Origin of the sequence: Streptomyces sp. NPDC005302 (genome assembly GCF_040607345.1) — a bacterium.
GTDB lineage: Bacteria > Actinomycetota > Actinomycetes > Streptomycetales > Streptomycetaceae > Streptomyces.
Genome location: NZ_JBEXGN010000017.1, coordinates 64290 through 79541, shown reverse-complemented (window position 1 = coordinate 79541; position 15252 = coordinate 64290). Strand labels below are relative to the sequence as shown.

General features: G+C 68.1%; 17 protein-coding genes and 1 pseudogene. 7 read left to right on the top strand and 11 right to left on the bottom strand.

What is annotated here, in order from left to right; genetic code table 11:
- Positions 1 to 155: 155 nt before the first annotated feature.
- The 3 genes from ABZT74_RS24030 (at position 156) to ABZT74_RS24020 (ending at position 2312) form a co-directional block, all read left to right on the top strand.
- A protein-coding gene (locus tag ABZT74_RS24030) for an IS5 family transposase (protein ID WP_356437988.1) occupies positions 156 to 964 on the top strand; the annotation gives its coding sequence in 2 pieces (ribosomal slippage) (positions 156 to 495 and positions 495 to 964; 810 coding nt in all).
- 61 nt (positions 965 to 1025) lie between these two features.
- Positions 1026 to 1415 carry a DUF6086 family protein gene (locus ABZT74_RS24025; protein ID WP_356437986.1) on the top strand — a complete coding sequence of 130 codons (390 nt, stop codon included), beginning with the start codon at positions 1026 to 1028 and terminating at the stop codon, positions 1413 to 1415.
- 93 nt (positions 1416 to 1508) lie between these two features.
- The gene (locus tag ABZT74_RS24020) at positions 1509 to 2312 is read left to right on the top strand and encodes a DUF1963 domain-containing protein (protein WP_356437983.1); all 804 of its coding nucleotides are present in this window, start codon (positions 1509 to 1511) and stop codon (positions 2310 to 2312) included.
- Positions 2313 to 2419: 107 nt separating this feature from the next.
- On the opposite strand, the gene ABZT74_RS24015 is transcribed toward ABZT74_RS24020, so the two are convergent.
- From ABZT74_RS24015 to ABZT74_RS24000, 4 genes are all read right to left on the bottom strand, one after another.
- Entirely contained in the window at positions 2420 to 2821 is a 402-nt protein-coding gene (locus tag ABZT74_RS24015) for a DUF1622 domain-containing protein (RefSeq protein ID WP_356437980.1), read from the bottom strand.
- Between the two features lie 285 nt (positions 2822 to 3106).
- Positions 3107 to 3823: an NAD(P)-binding domain-containing protein gene (locus tag ABZT74_RS24010; protein WP_356437977.1), complete on the bottom strand. Its 717-nt coding sequence runs from the start codon at positions 3821 to 3823 to the stop codon at positions 3107 to 3109.
- A 20-nt stretch (positions 3824 to 3843) separates the two neighbouring features.
- Complete coding sequence (locus ABZT74_RS24005; protein ID WP_356437974.1) at positions 3844 to 4875, bottom strand: LLM class flavin-dependent oxidoreductase; 1032 nt, start codon at positions 4873 to 4875, stop codon at positions 3844 to 3846.
- Complete coding sequence (locus tag ABZT74_RS24000; protein ID WP_356437971.1) at positions 4868 to 5917, bottom strand: LLM class flavin-dependent oxidoreductase; 1050 nt, start codon at positions 5915 to 5917, stop codon at positions 4868 to 4870. The genes ABZT74_RS24005 and ABZT74_RS24000 overlap by 8 nt, the downstream gene beginning before the upstream one ends.
- Positions 5918 to 6034: 117 nt before the next feature.
- On the opposite strand from ABZT74_RS24000, the gene ABZT74_RS23995 reads away from it, so the two are divergent.
- A complete protein-coding gene (locus ABZT74_RS23995) occupies positions 6035 to 6505 on the top strand; it encodes a MarR family transcriptional regulator (RefSeq protein ID WP_356437968.1) in 471 nt (156 codons plus the stop codon).
- Between the two features lie 126 nt (positions 6506 to 6631).
- Here ABZT74_RS23995 and ABZT74_RS23990 read toward each other — a convergent pair whose 3' ends face one another.
- From ABZT74_RS23990 to ABZT74_RS23975, 4 genes are all read right to left on the bottom strand, one after another.
- Positions 6632 to 7192: a CGNR zinc finger domain-containing protein gene (locus tag ABZT74_RS23990; protein ID WP_356437965.1), complete on the bottom strand. Its 561-nt coding sequence runs from the start codon at positions 7190 to 7192 to the stop codon at positions 6632 to 6634.
- A gap of 123 nt (positions 7193 to 7315) precedes the next feature.
- Positions 7316 to 7876, bottom strand: a complete 561-nt coding sequence (locus ABZT74_RS23985; protein ID WP_356175373.1) for an NAD(P)H-dependent oxidoreductase — start codon at positions 7874 to 7876, stop codon at positions 7316 to 7318.
- Between the two features lie 436 nt (positions 7877 to 8312).
- Entirely contained in the window at positions 8313 to 8768 is a 456-nt protein-coding gene (locus ABZT74_RS23980; RefSeq protein ID WP_356437962.1) for a MarR family transcriptional regulator, read from the bottom strand.
- Positions 8769 to 8881: 113 nt separating this feature from the next.
- On the bottom strand, positions 8882 to 10810 hold the full coding sequence (locus tag ABZT74_RS23975) for an N-acetylmuramoyl-L-alanine amidase (protein ID WP_356437959.1): 1929 nt from the start codon (positions 10808 to 10810) through the stop codon (positions 8882 to 8884).
- 466 nt (positions 10811 to 11276) lie between these two features.
- Between ABZT74_RS23975 and ABZT74_RS23970 the strand changes: the two genes are divergently transcribed.
- A complete protein-coding gene (locus ABZT74_RS23970) occupies positions 11277 to 11729 on the top strand; it encodes a hypothetical protein (RefSeq protein WP_356437956.1) in 453 nt (150 codons plus the stop codon).
- 22 nt (positions 11730 to 11751) lie between these two features.
- On the opposite strand, the gene ABZT74_RS23965 is transcribed toward ABZT74_RS23970, so the two are convergent.
- Positions 11752 to 12207: a MarR family transcriptional regulator gene (locus ABZT74_RS23965; protein ID WP_356437954.1), complete on the bottom strand. Its 456-nt coding sequence runs from the start codon at positions 12205 to 12207 to the stop codon at positions 11752 to 11754.
- 66 nt (positions 12208 to 12273) lie between these two features.
- Entirely contained in the window at positions 12274 to 12765 is a 492-nt protein-coding gene (locus ABZT74_RS23960; RefSeq protein WP_356437951.1) for a hypothetical protein, read from the bottom strand.
- A 207-nt stretch (positions 12766 to 12972) separates the two neighbouring features.
- Here ABZT74_RS23960 and ABZT74_RS23955 point away from each other — a divergent pair, with 207 nt between their 5' ends.
- Positions 12973 to 13149: a hypothetical protein gene (locus ABZT74_RS23955; protein ID WP_356175360.1), complete on the top strand. Its 177-nt coding sequence runs from the start codon at positions 12973 to 12975 to the stop codon at positions 13147 to 13149.
- Positions 13150 to 13274: 125 nt separating this feature from the next.
- Here ABZT74_RS23955 and ABZT74_RS23950 read toward each other — a convergent pair.
- Positions 13275 to 14342, bottom strand: a pseudogene (locus ABZT74_RS23950) (AI-2E family transporter); the annotation flags it as partial.
- A gap of 342 nt (positions 14343 to 14684) precedes the next feature.
- Between ABZT74_RS23950 and ABZT74_RS23945 the strand changes: the two are divergent.
- A complete protein-coding gene (locus ABZT74_RS23945; protein WP_355880929.1) occupies positions 14685 to 15146 on the top strand; it encodes a universal stress protein in 462 nt (153 codons plus the stop codon).
- Positions 15147 to 15252: the final 106 nt, after the last annotated feature.

Sequence of the window (15252 nt, the reverse complement as noted above, 5' to 3'; positions counted from 1 at the left end):
ACTGGACGTGCCCGCAAACGAGCAAGTTGTGTCAGGGCCCAAGCCATGGCTCAGGTTCTGGCCGCGGGGGGAGCGGGGCGCCACCCCCCGCCTCCGTGCCCGCCCCTTCCTTAGACATCGTTTCTGATGGCTGTATCGCTCGTTGATTTGGCGTGATGAGTCTTGCCGAGCGTCTGGTGTCGGATGAGCTGTGGGAGGCGTTTCGACGGGTGGTGCCGCCGACGGAGGTGATACGTCCACAGGGCGGCGGCAAGCGTCGGGCCGGTGATCGTGAGGTGCTGACTGCGATCGTGTTCGTGGCTACGTCGGGGTGCACGTGGCGGCAGTTGCCGCCGGTCTTCGGCCCGTGCTGGCAGACGGTGTACCGGCGGTTCGCCCAGTGGAGCCGGAGGCGGGTCTGGGCCCGGCTCCACCGCGTTGTGCTTGATGAACTGGGTGCCCGCGGGGACCTGGACTGGTCACGCTGCGCGATCAACTCTGTCAGCGTGCGGGCGGCAAAGGGGGGCTACTGACCGGACCGAATCCGACTGACCGCGGCAAGTTGGGATCGAAGATCCACCTGATCACCGACCGGAACGGCCTTCCGTTGTCGCTTGGCATCTCGGGCGCCAACCTCCATGACAGCCAGGGCCTGGAGCCGCTGATCCGTGGCATTCCACCCATGCGCTCACGGCGCGGACCGCGTCGCCGCAAGGCGACCAAGCTCCACGGCGACAAGGGTTACGACTACGACCACCTGCGACGACGGCTCCGCAAGCGCGGCATCACACCCAGCATCGCCCGCAAAGGCGTCGAATCCTCGCACCGGCTGGGCCGACACCGCTGGTTTGTCGAACGCACCGTGTTCTGGCTGGCAGGGTGCCGACGCCTGCACCGCCGCTACGAACGCAAGCCTGAGCACTTCCTCGCTTTCGCGGGCATCGCCGCCACGCTCATCTGCCATCGCCGCCTCGTTCCTTCGTGAACCCGAGGCGGTTACCGCCGGCTGACTAGGCTGTGCCTGTGACCAGGAGAGAGATGGCCCGGTGAGCCAGTACTACGAGATGGCCGAGCAGACCCTGTGGAACCCGTCCAACGGCGCCTCTCGGCTGTTCCTGCGCCAAGTAGCCCTCTACGAAGCCGAACTGGGCCTGGTCTCCGGCATCGGACCGATGGAAGCCGACGAGTGCCAGATCGACCCCGCCGACTTCAAAGCATTCGTCGATGCCCTGCTGGTGCGGCACCGCGAGATCAACCACGCCGTCATGATCACCCTATCCGAGGGATTCGTCGCCACTGTGCTGGTCCTCGCAGAGAGGGCCGGCATCGCGGTGGACTGGAACTCGACCCCGAACCATCCACCTTCTGATCATGAGGCGTGGTCAGCCAACCTGCGCGGGAAGTCACACGATCTGGACCGATTCATGACTCGCTGAGCCGCGTCTGCCGGGCTCATGGAGCAAGCCATCAGAAACGACGTCTAAGGACGGACCGAGCCGGTGTCAGAGGGTCGTGACACGATCACCGGCATGGCATACGTCGACGAACGCAACGTGACCGGGCTGGCCGGGGAGCACGGTGTTCCCACGGACGTGGCAGGGGAGTTGGCGGGACTGCTGCGACCGTGTGTCCTGCTGGTGAGGCGGGCTGATCTGCCCGAGTCCGGCCGGGAGGATCTCCGTCCGGCGGGAAGGACCGGTGGGCATCCTCCCCTGCCGGAGGGTGACGAAGGGAGCCGACAGGCGGATCCCTTCGTGCTCGTCGTCGACTGCGCGGCCCTGCCCCGCGACCACCTCGACATCGAACTTCCACCGGACGGGCAACTGTTGTTCTTCACCACGTTCGAGTACGAGCCGGAGGACTCCGCCGTTCTTCACGTGCCGGCCGGTGTCCCGACCGCCGCACCCCGGCAGCGTGAAGACGCGGAGGGTTCGAAGACTCCTCCCTACGAACCGCACCTGCTGTACCCCATGCCGGGGCTGACCATCGACCACGACTGGCACAGATCTCCGCTGGTGCAGGCATTCCTGAACGACGGCGACGGCGACGGCGACGCCGACGACGACGGTCAGCACGCGGAGGCGTTGGACCGTTTTGTCGAGGCTCTGGTGAACAGGGTCCACGGCGGAACCGCCCCTCACTCCGTCGCGCAGGTCGGCGGATTCTCCGACCAGTGGCAGGTGCCGCCCGACCAGGACGGCACGGTGCTCCTCGCCCAGATATCCGGGAACGGCGTCGACCACGGCCTGTTCACTTTGAACCTGATCGTGGGTACCCGCCAGGACATCGCCGCCGGCCGCTGGGAGAACCTTCACTTCGAGCAGCAGTGCTGAGGTGCTCGGCGCCGTCGGCCTTCACCCTGCCGTCGTTGGAGGGTTCGACCCCGACCACACAGGGGTAACGGGGGGCAGTCCAGGTCGCGGGCGGCGGAGCATCGCTGTCACGAGTCTTTTCCGGAGTCCTCCGGCACCTTTTCGGCCGCAATCTGGGCCCGTTCTTCCTTGATCTCGCGACCGAGGAAATAGTTGAGCGCTGTTCGAATTGCCGCGATCGCGGCGAGCTGGCCGATCTCGCGAAAGGTCGGGGAGATGGCCGTCCGCAAAATATCGGACGCGAGCTGGAACTCCAGACCCAGGAGCAGGAAGCGCCCCAGAGTGAGACGCACGGAGACAAAGATCTCGGGGCGCCGTTCGCGCAGCCCCACCGTGATGAGGCGGGTGAAAGCGACGACCGCGCCGACGAAGATGATGATGGCACCGGCCGCCTCCACCAGGCGCACCAACAAATCGACTCCGGTACGCAGGTCGGACTCGGGCAGCAGGTCACCGATGCTGAAGATCACGGCTATCGACTCGTCCTCCCTGGTTCCTTTTCCAGGCTAGGCGCTCACTCTCTGACGTGCCCCGGCATGAACGGAGGACTGTGGAGCACCTTGACATCGACCCATCGCTTTGCGACAGCAAAATAACGGTCGGGCGGGTGCTCACACAACGGAGAAGTCCGCGAGAGCGACCCCTGATGCCGGCGGGTCGGACGGTGCGGCAGCGGGATCTCTCCTACTGGCGGCGAAGAGCCGGATGGGTGACCAGGTGCACGGCCCCGCTGTGGGATTCCCGGCGGCGTCGCCTCAGCGGGCCATGTCGAAGGACACCGTCTTCGCGGCCCGGGCTTCGAGCACCGCCCGCCCGTGCTCCGTCGTCGCGAACCGGTCCAGCATGGCCCGCAGCTCGAGGGCCGTTACGTTCGCGCCGAACGGTTCCGCGCCCGGTTGCAGTCGTACGCCCTCGACGAGTGGGCCGGCGTCCACGGGGTCGAAGCCGAGGGCGTTCACCAGGTGTGCGACGGTGGTCAGGTCGTGTGCGTCGTCGCCGGCGAGGGCTATCGCCTTGCGCCCGGGCAGCCCGGCCGGCAGGGCACCGTCCTCGAGGTCGTGGTAGCCCATGTGGTTGAACGCCTTGACCACGCGTGACTCGGGGAGGAAAGCCTGGACGATCTCGCTCGTGGAGACGGCAGGGTCGGCGAAGTCCTGCCGCAGACCATCGACTTCCCACCAGTAGTTCATCGCGTCGACGACCAGCTTTCCCCGCAGGGCTCCGACAGGCAGACGGCGATACTTCCCGAGCGGGAGCGCCAGGACCACGACGTCCGCTCCGGCCGCCGCCTCCTCCGCGGTGACAGCGACCGCACCGGGGGCGAGCACCTCGACGGTGAGAGCGATGTTCTCGACCGCGCCCGAGCCTGCGATCAGCACGTGGTAGTCGGCGGCGAGTGCCAGCCGGGCCAGTACGGTCCCTACTTTTCCGGCGCCCAGAATGCCGATCGTGGGCGCGTTCTCGATGCTCATGGTTTCTCCCTCTCCTTCGGTCAGTCGGCCAGGATGTCGCGGACCATGGGAACCACCTTCGTGCCGTACAGCTCCACGGCGCGCAGCCGGGCACTGATCGGCTGCGTCCCCGCGGTGTAGATGAGGTCGAAGCGGCCCACGCCGAGATCACCCACGGCGCGCGCGATCTTGCGCGCTACCGTCTCGGGCGACCCGATGTATAGGGAGCCGTGCTCGATCTCGGCGTCGAACTCCTCGCGGCGTATCGGTGGCCAGCCGCGTAGCGCGCCGATCCGGTCGCGGATGGTCCGGTAGCTGGGCCAGTACACCTCGCGGGCCTCTTCGTCGGTGTCGGCCACGAATCCCGGCGAGTGCATCCCCACGGGGTGTGCGGTGGTGCCGAACTGTGCCGTGGCCCGCTGGTAGAGGTCGATGTAGGGCGCGAAGCGCGCGGGGGAGCCGCCGATGACGGCGAGCATCAGGGGAAGGCCGTAGCGGGCGGTCCGGACGACCGACGGCGGCGACCCGCCGACGCCCACCCAGGTGGGCAGGTGACCGGATTCGGTGGGAGGGAAGACCTCGGCCTCGTCGAGGGGGGCCCGGACGCTGCCCTTCCACGTGATGGGCTTCTCGTCGAGCAGACGCACGAAGAGCTCGATCTTCTCTTCGAACAACTTGTCGTAGTCGCTGAGGTCGTAGCCGAAGAGGGGGAACGACTCCGTGAAGGACCCTCGCCCGAGGATCACCTCGGCTCGACCGTTGGAGAGGGCGTCGACGGTCGCGAAGCGCTGGAAGACCCGGACCGGGTCGTCGGAGCTGAGGACCGTCACGCCGGAGGACAGCCGCAGGCGCTTGGTGCGTGTGGCGATGCCGGCGAGCACGGTTTCCGGCGTGGAGACCGAGTACTCGGGGCGATGGTGCTCGCCCACCGCGAGGACGTCGATGCCGATGTCGTCGGCGAGAACGGCCTCGTCGACGAGTTGACGGATTGCCCTGGCATGGGAGACCCGCGTACCGGAGTCGTCCACCGGCACGTCGCCGAACGTGTCGAGGCCGAAGTCGAGATCAGACATGGCGGGACTCCTTCGTGAGCAACTCCCGCACGCGGGGCGCGACTTCGCGGCCCAGCAGTTCGATGCTGCGGGCGCGGGCCTCGCGAGGGAGGTGCATGATGTCGTACTTGAGGTCGAAGCGGCTCAGGCTCAGGTCGCGGGCGGCCGTGGCGATCTTGCGGGCGACGGTGTCCGGAGAGCCCACGTAGAGCGCGCCGTGGTCGATCTCGTCGAGGTAGACGTCCCAGGTCGGCGGGTAGAAACCGCGTTCCCGCGCGAGGTCGGTCACCACCGGCTTCCAGTACGTCCACCAGGTCTCGGCGGCTTCCTCGTCGGTGTCCGCCACGAAGCCCAGGGAGTGCTGGCCGATCGGCTGGGGCCCGTGTCCGGCCTGTTGGAGGGCGCGCCGGTAGAGATCGACATGGCGGGCGAAGCGCTCCGGGCGCCCGCCGATGATGGCCAGCATCAGGGGGAGGCCGTAACGGGCCGCCCTGAGTACGGAGTTGGGGCTGCCTCCCACGCCGATCCAGGTGGGGATTCCGCCCGGGCGCATCCGGGGACGCAGCCGCTGCTCGGACAGCGGTGCGCGAAAGGCACCGGACCAGGTCACCGAGTCCTCCCGCTGGAGCCGCATGAGGAGTTCGAGCTTTTCCTCGAAGAGCTCTTCGTAGTCGCTCATGTCATAGCCGAACAGCGGGAACGAGTCCGTCGCCGAGGCGCGTCCCACGACGAGCTGGGCGCGGCCGTTCGAGACCGCGTCGAGCGTGGAGAAGTCGTGGTACAGCCGCACGGGGTCGTTGGTGCTCAGCACGGTCACCGACGTCCCGAGACGGATGCGCTCGGTCGCGGTGGCGATGGCGGCGAGCAGCACTGGAGCAGCGGTGTCGACGTGACCGGGGCGGTAGTGCTCGCCGATGCTGAAGACATCCAGCCCCACGGCCTCGGCATGCCGAGCCTCCTCGACGAGCAGCCGAGCGGTCTCGGCATCGTCGAGGACGCGGTCGGCGTCCGTCGCGACCTCCCCGAACGAGTTCAGGCCGAATGCGAATGGCATGGCCGACATGGCGTCCTCCTCCGATGGTTCCCGGAGCGGGCCACCTGAAAGATGCGGGAGTATGATTTGCTTGATGCGGCAAGTATTACTCGACATGGTTGACACGTCAAACAAAAGGGGTCACCGGTGAGCGAACGGCGCAGCCTGTATCCCGATGCCGAGGAGCTACGGGTCTGGCGCGACTTCGTCGAAACCGCGCAGGCGCTCCATGACGAGCTGGCGGCCCGGTTGCAGCAGGACTCGGCCCTGTCGCCGGGCGACTACGCGGTACTGCTGGCGCTCAGTGAAGCCGCCGGTCGCACGCTGCGGTCATCGGAGCTGGCCGGCGCCGTTGGGTGGGAACGAAGCAGGTTGTCGCATCACCTGGGGCGGATGGAGCGCCGCGGGCTGATTCGCCGGGACCCATGTGTGACCGACAGCAGGGGCGCGGAGGTGGTGCTCACCGCCGAAGGCGCCCACGCTTTCCGGGCGGCCCTGCTGCCGCATCTGCGCGCCATCCGCGAGGTGTTCGTCGACTCGCTGAGTCCCGAGCGGATCGCGGCCGTCGGCGATGCGATGGCGGCGCTGCGCACCGCGAGGGGAATCCACCGGCACTGACAGGGAACGGGTCCGGCCGCGCCCGCAACGCAGTCGGGCGTGTGCCCCGGTCCCACCCGGGCGACGTGGTGACGTGGACGAACTCGAAACCGCCTCGGCGGCGGGTTCGATCGCCGCCCCGACCCTTCAGGCGGAGGCAGGTGTGGACTCCTTCTTGCGGGCGCGGTAGGCGGCCGCCTTGATCTTGTTGCCGCAGGACTCCATGCCGCACCACTGCCGGCGCATCCCCCGCGACCGGTCGATGTACGTGCGGGTGCACTCGCGGTTTCCGCACTCCTTGAGCAGCGGTACGTCCGGCCCGCTCAGCAGCTCGATCGCGAGCCTCGCCACCATGGACAGGGCCTCGTCCGGTGTCGCCGCGGTCCAGCGCCCGGAGGGGGTGAGCTGGGGCACCCCCGGCGATCTCCGCGCGGCGCTGTTGACCACGGCGAGGGCCCCGTGCCCGAAGTCCTCGCCGAGGCGACGCGCCGTCACCAACTCGTAGATCGCCTCACGCGCGGCCTTCGCCTGCTCCACGTCATCGCTCCGACAAGGCGAGACGGCGTCCACGATGCCGGATTCCGTGTACCAGGCGTCCAGTCTGTCCGGCGTGGCGAACATCTCGAACCGGACCGAGCGCCGGGCGCGCAGGGTCGCGGCGAAGTCGAGGGCCGGAGTCCCGCAGACGAAGACGTGGTCGAGATTCACGTCACTAGTCTGACAGGTGACTCTGGTGGCTGCCAAGGCATGCCTGTGGAGGCCGACGCGCGGGGACGCGCATCGGCCTCGCGGCTCACATCCGGTCAGCCGGCGGCCGGCCGTCCCGGTCGGTCAGGCGGTGCGCAGGGGGGCGAGGGCGTCGGCCCACGCCACGACCTGGTCCAGGGTGGTGGCGAGTGTGTCCCGCTGGATGTCGGCCGGCGTGAAGGTGGAGAAGTTCTCGAAGTCGGTGAACAGCGAGAGGGCCACCTGGGAGCGGACGTCGGCCAGCTGAAGCTCGCCCGCTATGCCGCGCAGGTGCTCCACGGCGCGGGTGCCGCCGACGCCGCCGTAGCTGACGAACCCGACGGACTTGTTGTTCCACTCGGCGTAGAGGAAGTCGATGGCGTTCTTCAGGGCGCCCGGCACCGTGCGGTTGTACTCGGGGGTGACGATGACGTACCCGTCGAAGGACGCGATCTTCTCGGCCCATGCCTGGGTGTGGGGCTGGGTGTAGTTGCCCATCGACGGCGGGTAGGCCTCGTCGAGAAGCGGCAGCTTGTAGTCCAGCAGGTCGACGAGCTCGAACTCGGCGTCGGAGCGCTCGGCGGCGACCTCGTGCACCCAGCGGGCGACGGCCTCGGCGTTACGGCCCGGCCGGGTGCTGCCGATGATGATTCCGATCTTGGTCACGGGAAGACCCTTTCGTGGAGCCGGCAGCGGCACATGGACACGCCGCGCGGTAAGTACTTGCTCAGCGAAGTATGCAGAGGAGTGATTGACGAGTCAAGTAAATGAGTGCGGCTGTGTCACATCGCATGGCAGGGGGAGCCCTCAGTCGTGCGGTTCCGGGTTCGTCGAGCTGGCCGCAAAGGGCCACCGGTCGCTCGTCGCGGGCTGCCGCCGCGAATACGGCCTGACCGGTTCGCGTACGCATCACCGGCCAAGCAGGTGAGGTTCTCTCATCCCTGTCCACCGCTTCGGGAGAGCAGGAGAGCGGGAGGGCCGGAGAGCGGGAGGGTCGGAGAGCGGGAGAGCGGGAGAAGCCTTGTCGTCCATCGGGCCAAGGGGCCCGCGGGGCCCGCGTTCCGTCCGTCCGGACAACGCCCCGTGGCTGGAGCCAAGTTGCCTACTGCGGCGCGATGCGCTGCAGCACCTCCGTGGCGGCGGCGATGTCGCAACCGTCGAGGTGTGAGAAGACGTGGCGTCGCACACTCGCGAGGTTGGTGGGCCACGCGGCCTTCAACTGCGTCCAGCCGGCCTCGGTGAGGGCGGCGAGCCAGGACCTGCCGTCGTCGGGGGACTTCTCGCGCGCGACCAGGGACCGGGCCTGCAGCCGGTTCACCACCCTCGTCATGCCACTCAGCGACATGCCGCACGTGTTGGCGAGTTCGCTCATCCGCAGCTGGTTGTGCGGGGCCTCCGAGAGATGCACCAGGACGAGGTACTCGGTGCTCGAAATGGGGTGCTCGTCCAGCATGTCGGCATCGACGACCCGGGGAAGCAGAGCCATCACTCGGCCCAGGGCCCGCAGGAACGCCTCCTCGTCGCGGTCGAGGGGTTCGATATGCATCACGTCTGGCATGGCCACAGTCTAAATCGCTCGTGCGAGGCCCCCGCCCGGCGCCCGTGATACGGCGAGGGGCCCGGCCGGGTGGGTTCCGGCCGGGCCCCTCGCTTCACCGCCTCGGCGGTCGGTCAGTTCCCGTCCTCCCAGTGGTGGGACACCGGGGTCGCCGTGACGTCGTTCGCGTAGACGAGGACGACACGGTGGTTGTACTGGATGGTGTACATCTTCTTGCCGCCGAGGACGACGGTCCCGCTGCTCTTGAAGTAGTCGTCGGTGACGGCCGGAGGCCGGGTCGCGACGTACGCCTGGTCGGCCGGGACGGTGTACATGCTGAGCGCGGACTGCGTCGACGGGCTCAGGCCGGCCGGGTACTCGGAGGCGTCCGGATAGCTCTGCCCGTACACGGCAACCGAGGTGGAGCCCGCGGGACGGATCAACTGCACGCCATAGGTGATCTTGGCGTTCTTGCCGTCCGGGTTGTAGAACCACACCTGGGCACCGCTGAACCAGACCGAGGTCCAGTCGCCCCGCACATCGGCGACGACGAACTGCTGCCCGGACTGGGCGGTGCTGCCCCAGTCGCTGATGCGGTTCGTGCCGTCGCCGCTCCCGTGGATCGCCTGGTCGCCGAAGAGCGGCGCGGTCGCGTCCGGGGCTTTGCGGAGATAGACGAAGTTCGACGCCTGCTGCTTGTCCGTGCAAGGGGCCGAGGGGTCCAGCGGATCGTCACCCGGGCAGACCCGCACGGTCTGGACGTTGTCGGCGAACGTCGGATCGACGGTCACGACCTGGCCCGTCTCGGGGACGCGGTGCGCGCCACTGTACGGGTGGCCGAGCTGCGTCATGAAGTGGTCCCAGTCCCAGGCGTTGCCCGGGTCCCAGTGCATGCCGGACACGTAGGCGTCGGCCGGACCGGCAACGTTGTCATGGCCGATGATGTGCTGCCGGTCCAGCGGGATGTCGAACCGCGCCGCCAGGTACGTGACCAGAGCGGCCGTGGACTCGTACTGGGCCTCGGTGTACCAGGTGGCGCCGTTCGCGGCGTACCCCTCGTGCTCGATGCCGAGAGAGTGCATGTTCGTGGAGTAGTTGCCCGCGTGGAAGGCGATGTCCTTGGTGGGGACCATCTGGGTCACGGCGCCGACGGACGACCGCATCACGTAGTGCGTCGCGGCGTTCTTCGTCGGGGAGGCCAGGTCCTTCACCCCGGCGTCGTAGGTCGACTCCAGGTCGTGGATGACGATGGTGTCGATCCGGATGCCGTTCGCGGGCCGGTTGGACACCTGGAGACCCACCGGGGAGCCGGGCACGAAGGTGCACACCACGCTCGGCGGGCACTCGGTGTCCGCCGTGTCGGCCGCCTTCAGGTGCAGACGGTCCACCTGTGCGGCCGAGGGGCGAACCGAGGGAGCGGCGCCGAGGTGGACACGCTGCCCATCCTGCGTCACGCGGGAGGCGCCCTTACGGAGCGTGCCGAAGACGCGGTCCGCGAAGACCACCGCGCTCTGTCGCTGCGTCGACTGGCTGTAACGGGCCACGGCGCCGTACCACTTGGTGGGGTCAGCGGGCGTGCCGCCGGCCACCGACTTCTCGTACGACGCGAGGAGGGCCGCGCCGCCACGGATGTTCGCCGCGGAGTCCGTGCGCAGGGCGTCCGGGGACAGTCCGGTCAGCTTCGCGGCGGCCTGCAGGGTGTGCAGAGCGGGCTTCGCGGCCAGGGCGGAAAGCTCCTTGCGACCGGCGGCGCCCGCGTCACCGCCGGCCATCATGGCAGGGGTCACGTCGGTGAGGTGCATGGGTCCAAAGCCACCGTCGGTGCTGTGCCGCGCGCCGTGGGAGTCCCATGCCGACTCCTGGTAGGCGACGCCGAGCAGAACGTCGACGGGGACGTCGTACTCCGCGGCGGCGGAGGCGAAGTCCTGCTGCCGACTGGTACCGGCGGAGTCGTCCGGGCTGTCGGCGAACGCGGTGAACTGCAGTGTGGCCAGGCCGCTTGCGGCCAGCGCGCCGGCCGCCATCAGGACGGGGAGCCGCAGCCGTCTGTTCCTCTTGTGCAAGACGAAGATCCTTACGTGGGGTTCCAGTGACAGGTCACTGGGAGAGCCGCAGCCGGATTGCCGAACGGTACGGCCGACAGGCCGAGTTGATCGATGCGAGGCCCGAGTGGCAGACCCGTCCGACTCGCTGAGGGGGTCGGGCAATGACCGGCCCGGTGTGTCCCCGCACCTCGCCTTAGCAGGCGCGGCGTTCCGCATTCGGCCTCCGGATTCACAGGTACCTTAAGCGAATCGGTCGGCACGGTCACACCCGCCCCGTGGTTCTGCCGGGGTAATGGGAGCCAACTGGCGGGCCCGTCCGCCATGGCACCGGGCAACTGGTCAAATCGCCCCGGAAGCACAGCAGATGTGGACCTGTCCGGCGTCTCCACTGATCTCCACCGGTCAGCGCCGGCGACGAGATGACGGGCGCCGGCCACGGCCGGTGACCACGATTTCGGCAACGACCAGGTGACTCGGGCCGCCAGTGAACAAGGCGCTGCTCAAGCGCTCGGCGCAGACCGTGGAGATCATGGAGATCGTCGAACTCGCCTCCTTCCCAGCCCGAGCGATCGGGCGTCGTGCATCACGGGTGCCGACTTCGCCGTGGGCGGCGCTGCAAGCTCCTGGCGATCCGGCGTGCGTCACCGTCTTGACAGGTGACGCGCCAGGGGACAGCCTTGTGGCTGTCCGGGACACCGAAGTGTTCGGGTCGTCGGCCGAACCGTGCGGCAGCAGGGGAGAGGGAGTCATCGTGGACACTGAGGGCGCAATGGATGCGGCGGCGGCGCGGCAGGCTCGATTCGGCAAGCTCCCTGAGCGCGTCGGCTTCGACCGGATGGTCCAGGAGCAGGCGGCGAACGGCCCGAGTGTCGCCTCCTACAACCCTGAGGCTTCCTGGAACCAGTTCTCCTGTCTCGCCCTGGACCTTGGTCTGTGACCTGAGCCAGCCAAGACCCTGATCAGGACGGTGCGATCCGCTCCAGGACCTTGGCGGCCGCGGCGATGTCGCAGCCTTCCAACCGGGAGAAGACGTGGCGGCGCGCGCTCGCCAGATTGGTGGGCCAGGCCCGCGTCAGTTGTGTCCACCCGGAGTCGGTGAGAACGGCGAGCCACGCTCGTCCGTCGGCCGGACATTTCTCCCGCAGGACGAGTGACTGTGTGGTGAGCCTGCCCACGACGCGGGTCATGCCGCTCAGGGACAGCCCGCACATGCCGGCGAGTTCGCTCATCCGCAGCTGTCTGCGGGGCGCCTCGGAGAGGTGCACCAGGACCATGTACTCGGTACTGGAAATCGGATGGTCCTCGAGCATGTCCGCGTCCACGGTGCGAGGCAGCAGCGCCATGACCCTGCCCAGAGCCCGGAGGAAGGCTTCCTCGTCACGATGGAGAGGCTCGATGTTCGTCACGTCTGCCATGGCCGCAGTCTAAATGTCGCTGACGGGCGTCGGTGAAACGTATGAACTCGGAACTCGGACCGCCGCTCAGCCGGAGTTTCTCGCTGCGGAGGAGGAGACGCGAATCTCCGGGCGCTTCGCGAGGCTGTACATCACCGCGCGCTGCTGCTTGTGCCGCTGTACGCGCCCCTTCGCCACCAGCGACTCCAGGGTGTTGCGCACGACTTGGGGCGTCGGGCTGCGGTCCGGATGCTTCGCCAGGAGTTCTTCCCGCACTTCTTTCGCCAGGCGCGGCTCGTCGTGGCCGGCGAGCAGTTCCAGCAGGACGCCTCCGAGCAGCGACCGACGCGACTTCGATCCGGGCGGCGCCGCGTGAGTCTGCTCGGGCACACGTGACGGATCCGGCAAGCCTTCGTACCGCTCGGCCAGACGCAGGATGTCCAGCAGCATCGCTTCTTCCTGCTGCAACTCCGAGATCCTGCTGGTCAGTTCCCTCTGGCGGCGGCGGTTCTCCTCCAGGTCCGACGCCGCCTGCTCGACGTACCGCGACCGGAGGGTGGCGGCTGGCTGGCTGGTCACAACCGGTCACTCCTTCGAACCGTCATGGATGACGCTGCGCATAGTACCCATGTATTCAACGCTTCGGAGAAACGTCTGGCTACGTCATTCTTCCCGCCGGCGATGTGCGGGAACCGCGCGCGTGGGGCCGGTACAACTTGCCTGAACAAGCACATCCTGGCATGGGACCCGAGTGGCGATCCGTGAGGGCGTGGCTAGGGTTGTCGTATGGCCAGGAACGATGGGAATCAGGGCGAGACGGACGGGTGGGAGGACCGGGTTCGCACAGCGTCCACGTCGTCCGACCCCGAGGTGGTCCGCAGCCTGGTGCGTGACGTCTACCGCACCGCGCAGGACGAACTGGACGCGCAGCGAGCCCAGGCGGAGTTCGAGCGCGAGGAGTGAACCGGTCCGAACGACGCAGACTGTGCGGGCCCGCCAAGTCGTGGGCGCGCAGGGGCTGATCCTGGGTGGATCGAGTCGAGGGTCTACTCCGGGGCTTCTTGGGGACTTTCGGTGTCGCGGTTCAGCAGGTGGCCTGCGACCGTGTTGGCCACGGCCACCAGAGGCACGGCCACCACCGCACCCCCGATGCCGGCGATGAGGCCCCCTGCGGCCACCGAGAGAATGACGCCGAGCGGGTGGACCCGCACTGCGCGGCCCAGGATGAACGGCTGCAGGACGTGACCCTCGAGTTGCTGTACGCCGAGGACGATGAGCAGCACCAGGAGGGCGGTGAACACGCCCTGGGTGACGAAGGCGACGATCACGGCCAAGGCTCCTGAGGCCACCGCACCGACCAGGGGGACGAACGCGGCAGCGAAGATGACGACCGCCAGCGGCAGCGCCAAGGGGACGTTGAGGATGTAGATCCCCAGCCCGATGCAGACGGCGTCGATGAAGGCGACGATCACGGTGCCGTGTACGTACGCGGTGAGTGTGTGCCAGGCGAGGGGGCCGGCCCCGTCGATCGCGGAACGGGCGGGAGCCGGGGCGAACTTGAGCGTCCACTTCCAGATGCGCGGTCCGTCGTAGAGCAGGAACAACGTCGAGAACACCGTCAGAAGGACGCCGGTCAGGAGCTCCGCGAGGACGGTGACGCCGTGGAGGCCGGCGGCCGTGAGCTGATCGCTGCTGGATCCGATGCTGTCGCCCAGCTTGTCGGAGAGGTGATTGAGCCGGGCCTCCGTGATGTGGAACGGACTCTTGAGAAGCCAGCGCTTGAGGTCGTCGACTCCGTTCTGGAGCTGAGCTGTGAGGTCGTCCAGGCTGTCCATCACCTGCCATACGACGAACCAGCCGACCAGGCCCAGGAGAACGAACCCGCACAGGGCCGTCGCCGCGGTCGCGAGCCCTTTCGGTACCCGATGCCGTTGCAGACGGGTCACGGTGGGCTGAAGAAGTGCGGTGATCAGGAGAGCTGCCGCGAAGGACAGCACGATCAGGTGCACGACGCTGATGACGCGGATCAGCACCCACAAGATGGCCGCAAGGACGAGCAGGCGCCATCCCACTTCCGCTCCGACCCGAATTCCCCACGGAACGACCGATACGGGCTCCGGGCGGCCGGATGCGGACGGCACGCCCACCGGAGGCGAAGAGGGCGCCGGGGGAGGGGCGGACGGCTGGTTGCCTGCCCTCTCCTGACCGGCGTCGGGGTTTTCCGGCCTCTTTCTGAACCGCACGGGCCGCACCTGTCTGTCGGAAGGGACACGGCATAGCCGCGGCAGTGCTGCCGCTGCGGGCCGAGTGCCGTGGCTGCGGGCACGGAGAGGAATTCAATACCAATGATCAGAAGAATCACTCCATCCCGGAGAGCGCAGGCCGTGGGATCACCTTGATGGGCCAAGTGCGCCGGCGTTGTCGTGGCACCCGATCGGATATGGCAGCCGGAGTACGCCGCAGCGCCTCCGGCAGCGGGAAGAGTTAGCCTTTCCTGTGTGACTGACGAGCATCAGGATGTGTTCGAGCGCGGCACCGACGGGCCGAGGGTCGTTCTCGCGGGCGTGGACGGATCCGAATCCTCATGGCGGGCCGCGGCCTATGCCGCGGGCCTCGCGCGCAGGCAGAACTCGACTCTCGCTCTCGTCTACATCCAGCCGTACATGGCGGCGAGTGTCGCCGCCGGTGTGAATGCCACGTTGTTGACCCAAGAACTGGCCGAAGAGGTCGCGAGCGAAATCAAGTCGGCGACCGCGAATCTGGAGGCTCTCGGAGGGGTTCGCTGGGCCTTCCACACGTTCCGGGACGATCCCTACAACGGACTCGTGGCGGCGGCGCGCGATCTCAAGGCCGACACGGTGGTGGTCGGCGCCTCCGAGTCCGCGGGGCACAGACTCATCGGTTCCATGGCCGTCCGCCTGGTAAAGCGTGGCCTCTGGCCCGTCACCGTGGTTCCGTGACATTCGACCACCTCGCGGTCTGAATTCCGCGGGGAAAGCCGCGTGGAGCCATCGGTCCCGTTCGCCGTCAGGCGGGTGAAGGCGGCTGCCGGTGGGCATGGAGGGC

Excerpts from the sequence above, each read along its gene's own strand:
- ABZT74_RS24020 (WP_356437983.1), top strand. The coding sequence starts at position 1,509 with ATGGCATACGTCGACGAACGCAACGTGACCGGGCTGGCCGGGGAGCAC.
- ABZT74_RS24010 (WP_356437977.1), bottom strand. The coding sequence starts at position 3,823 with ATGAGCATCGAGAACGCGCCCACGATCGGCATTCTGGGCGCCGGAAAA.
- ABZT74_RS24005 (WP_356437974.1), bottom strand. The coding sequence starts at position 4,875 with ATGTCTGATCTCGACTTCGGCCTCGACACGTTCGGCGACGTGCCGGTG.
- ABZT74_RS24000 (WP_356437971.1), bottom strand. The coding sequence starts at position 5,917 with ATGTCGGCCATGCCATTCGCATTCGGCCTGAACTCGTTCGGGGAGGTC.
- ABZT74_RS23980 (WP_356437962.1), bottom strand. The coding sequence starts at position 8,768 with ATGCCAGACGTGATGCATATCGAACCCCTCGACCGCGACGAGGAGGCG.
- ABZT74_RS23965 (WP_356437954.1), bottom strand. The coding sequence starts at position 12,207 with ATGGCAGACGTGACGAACATCGAGCCTCTCCATCGTGACGAGGAAGCC.
- ABZT74_RS23955 (WP_356175360.1), top strand. The coding sequence starts at position 12,973 with ATGGCCAGGAACGATGGGAATCAGGGCGAGACGGACGGGTGGGAGGAC.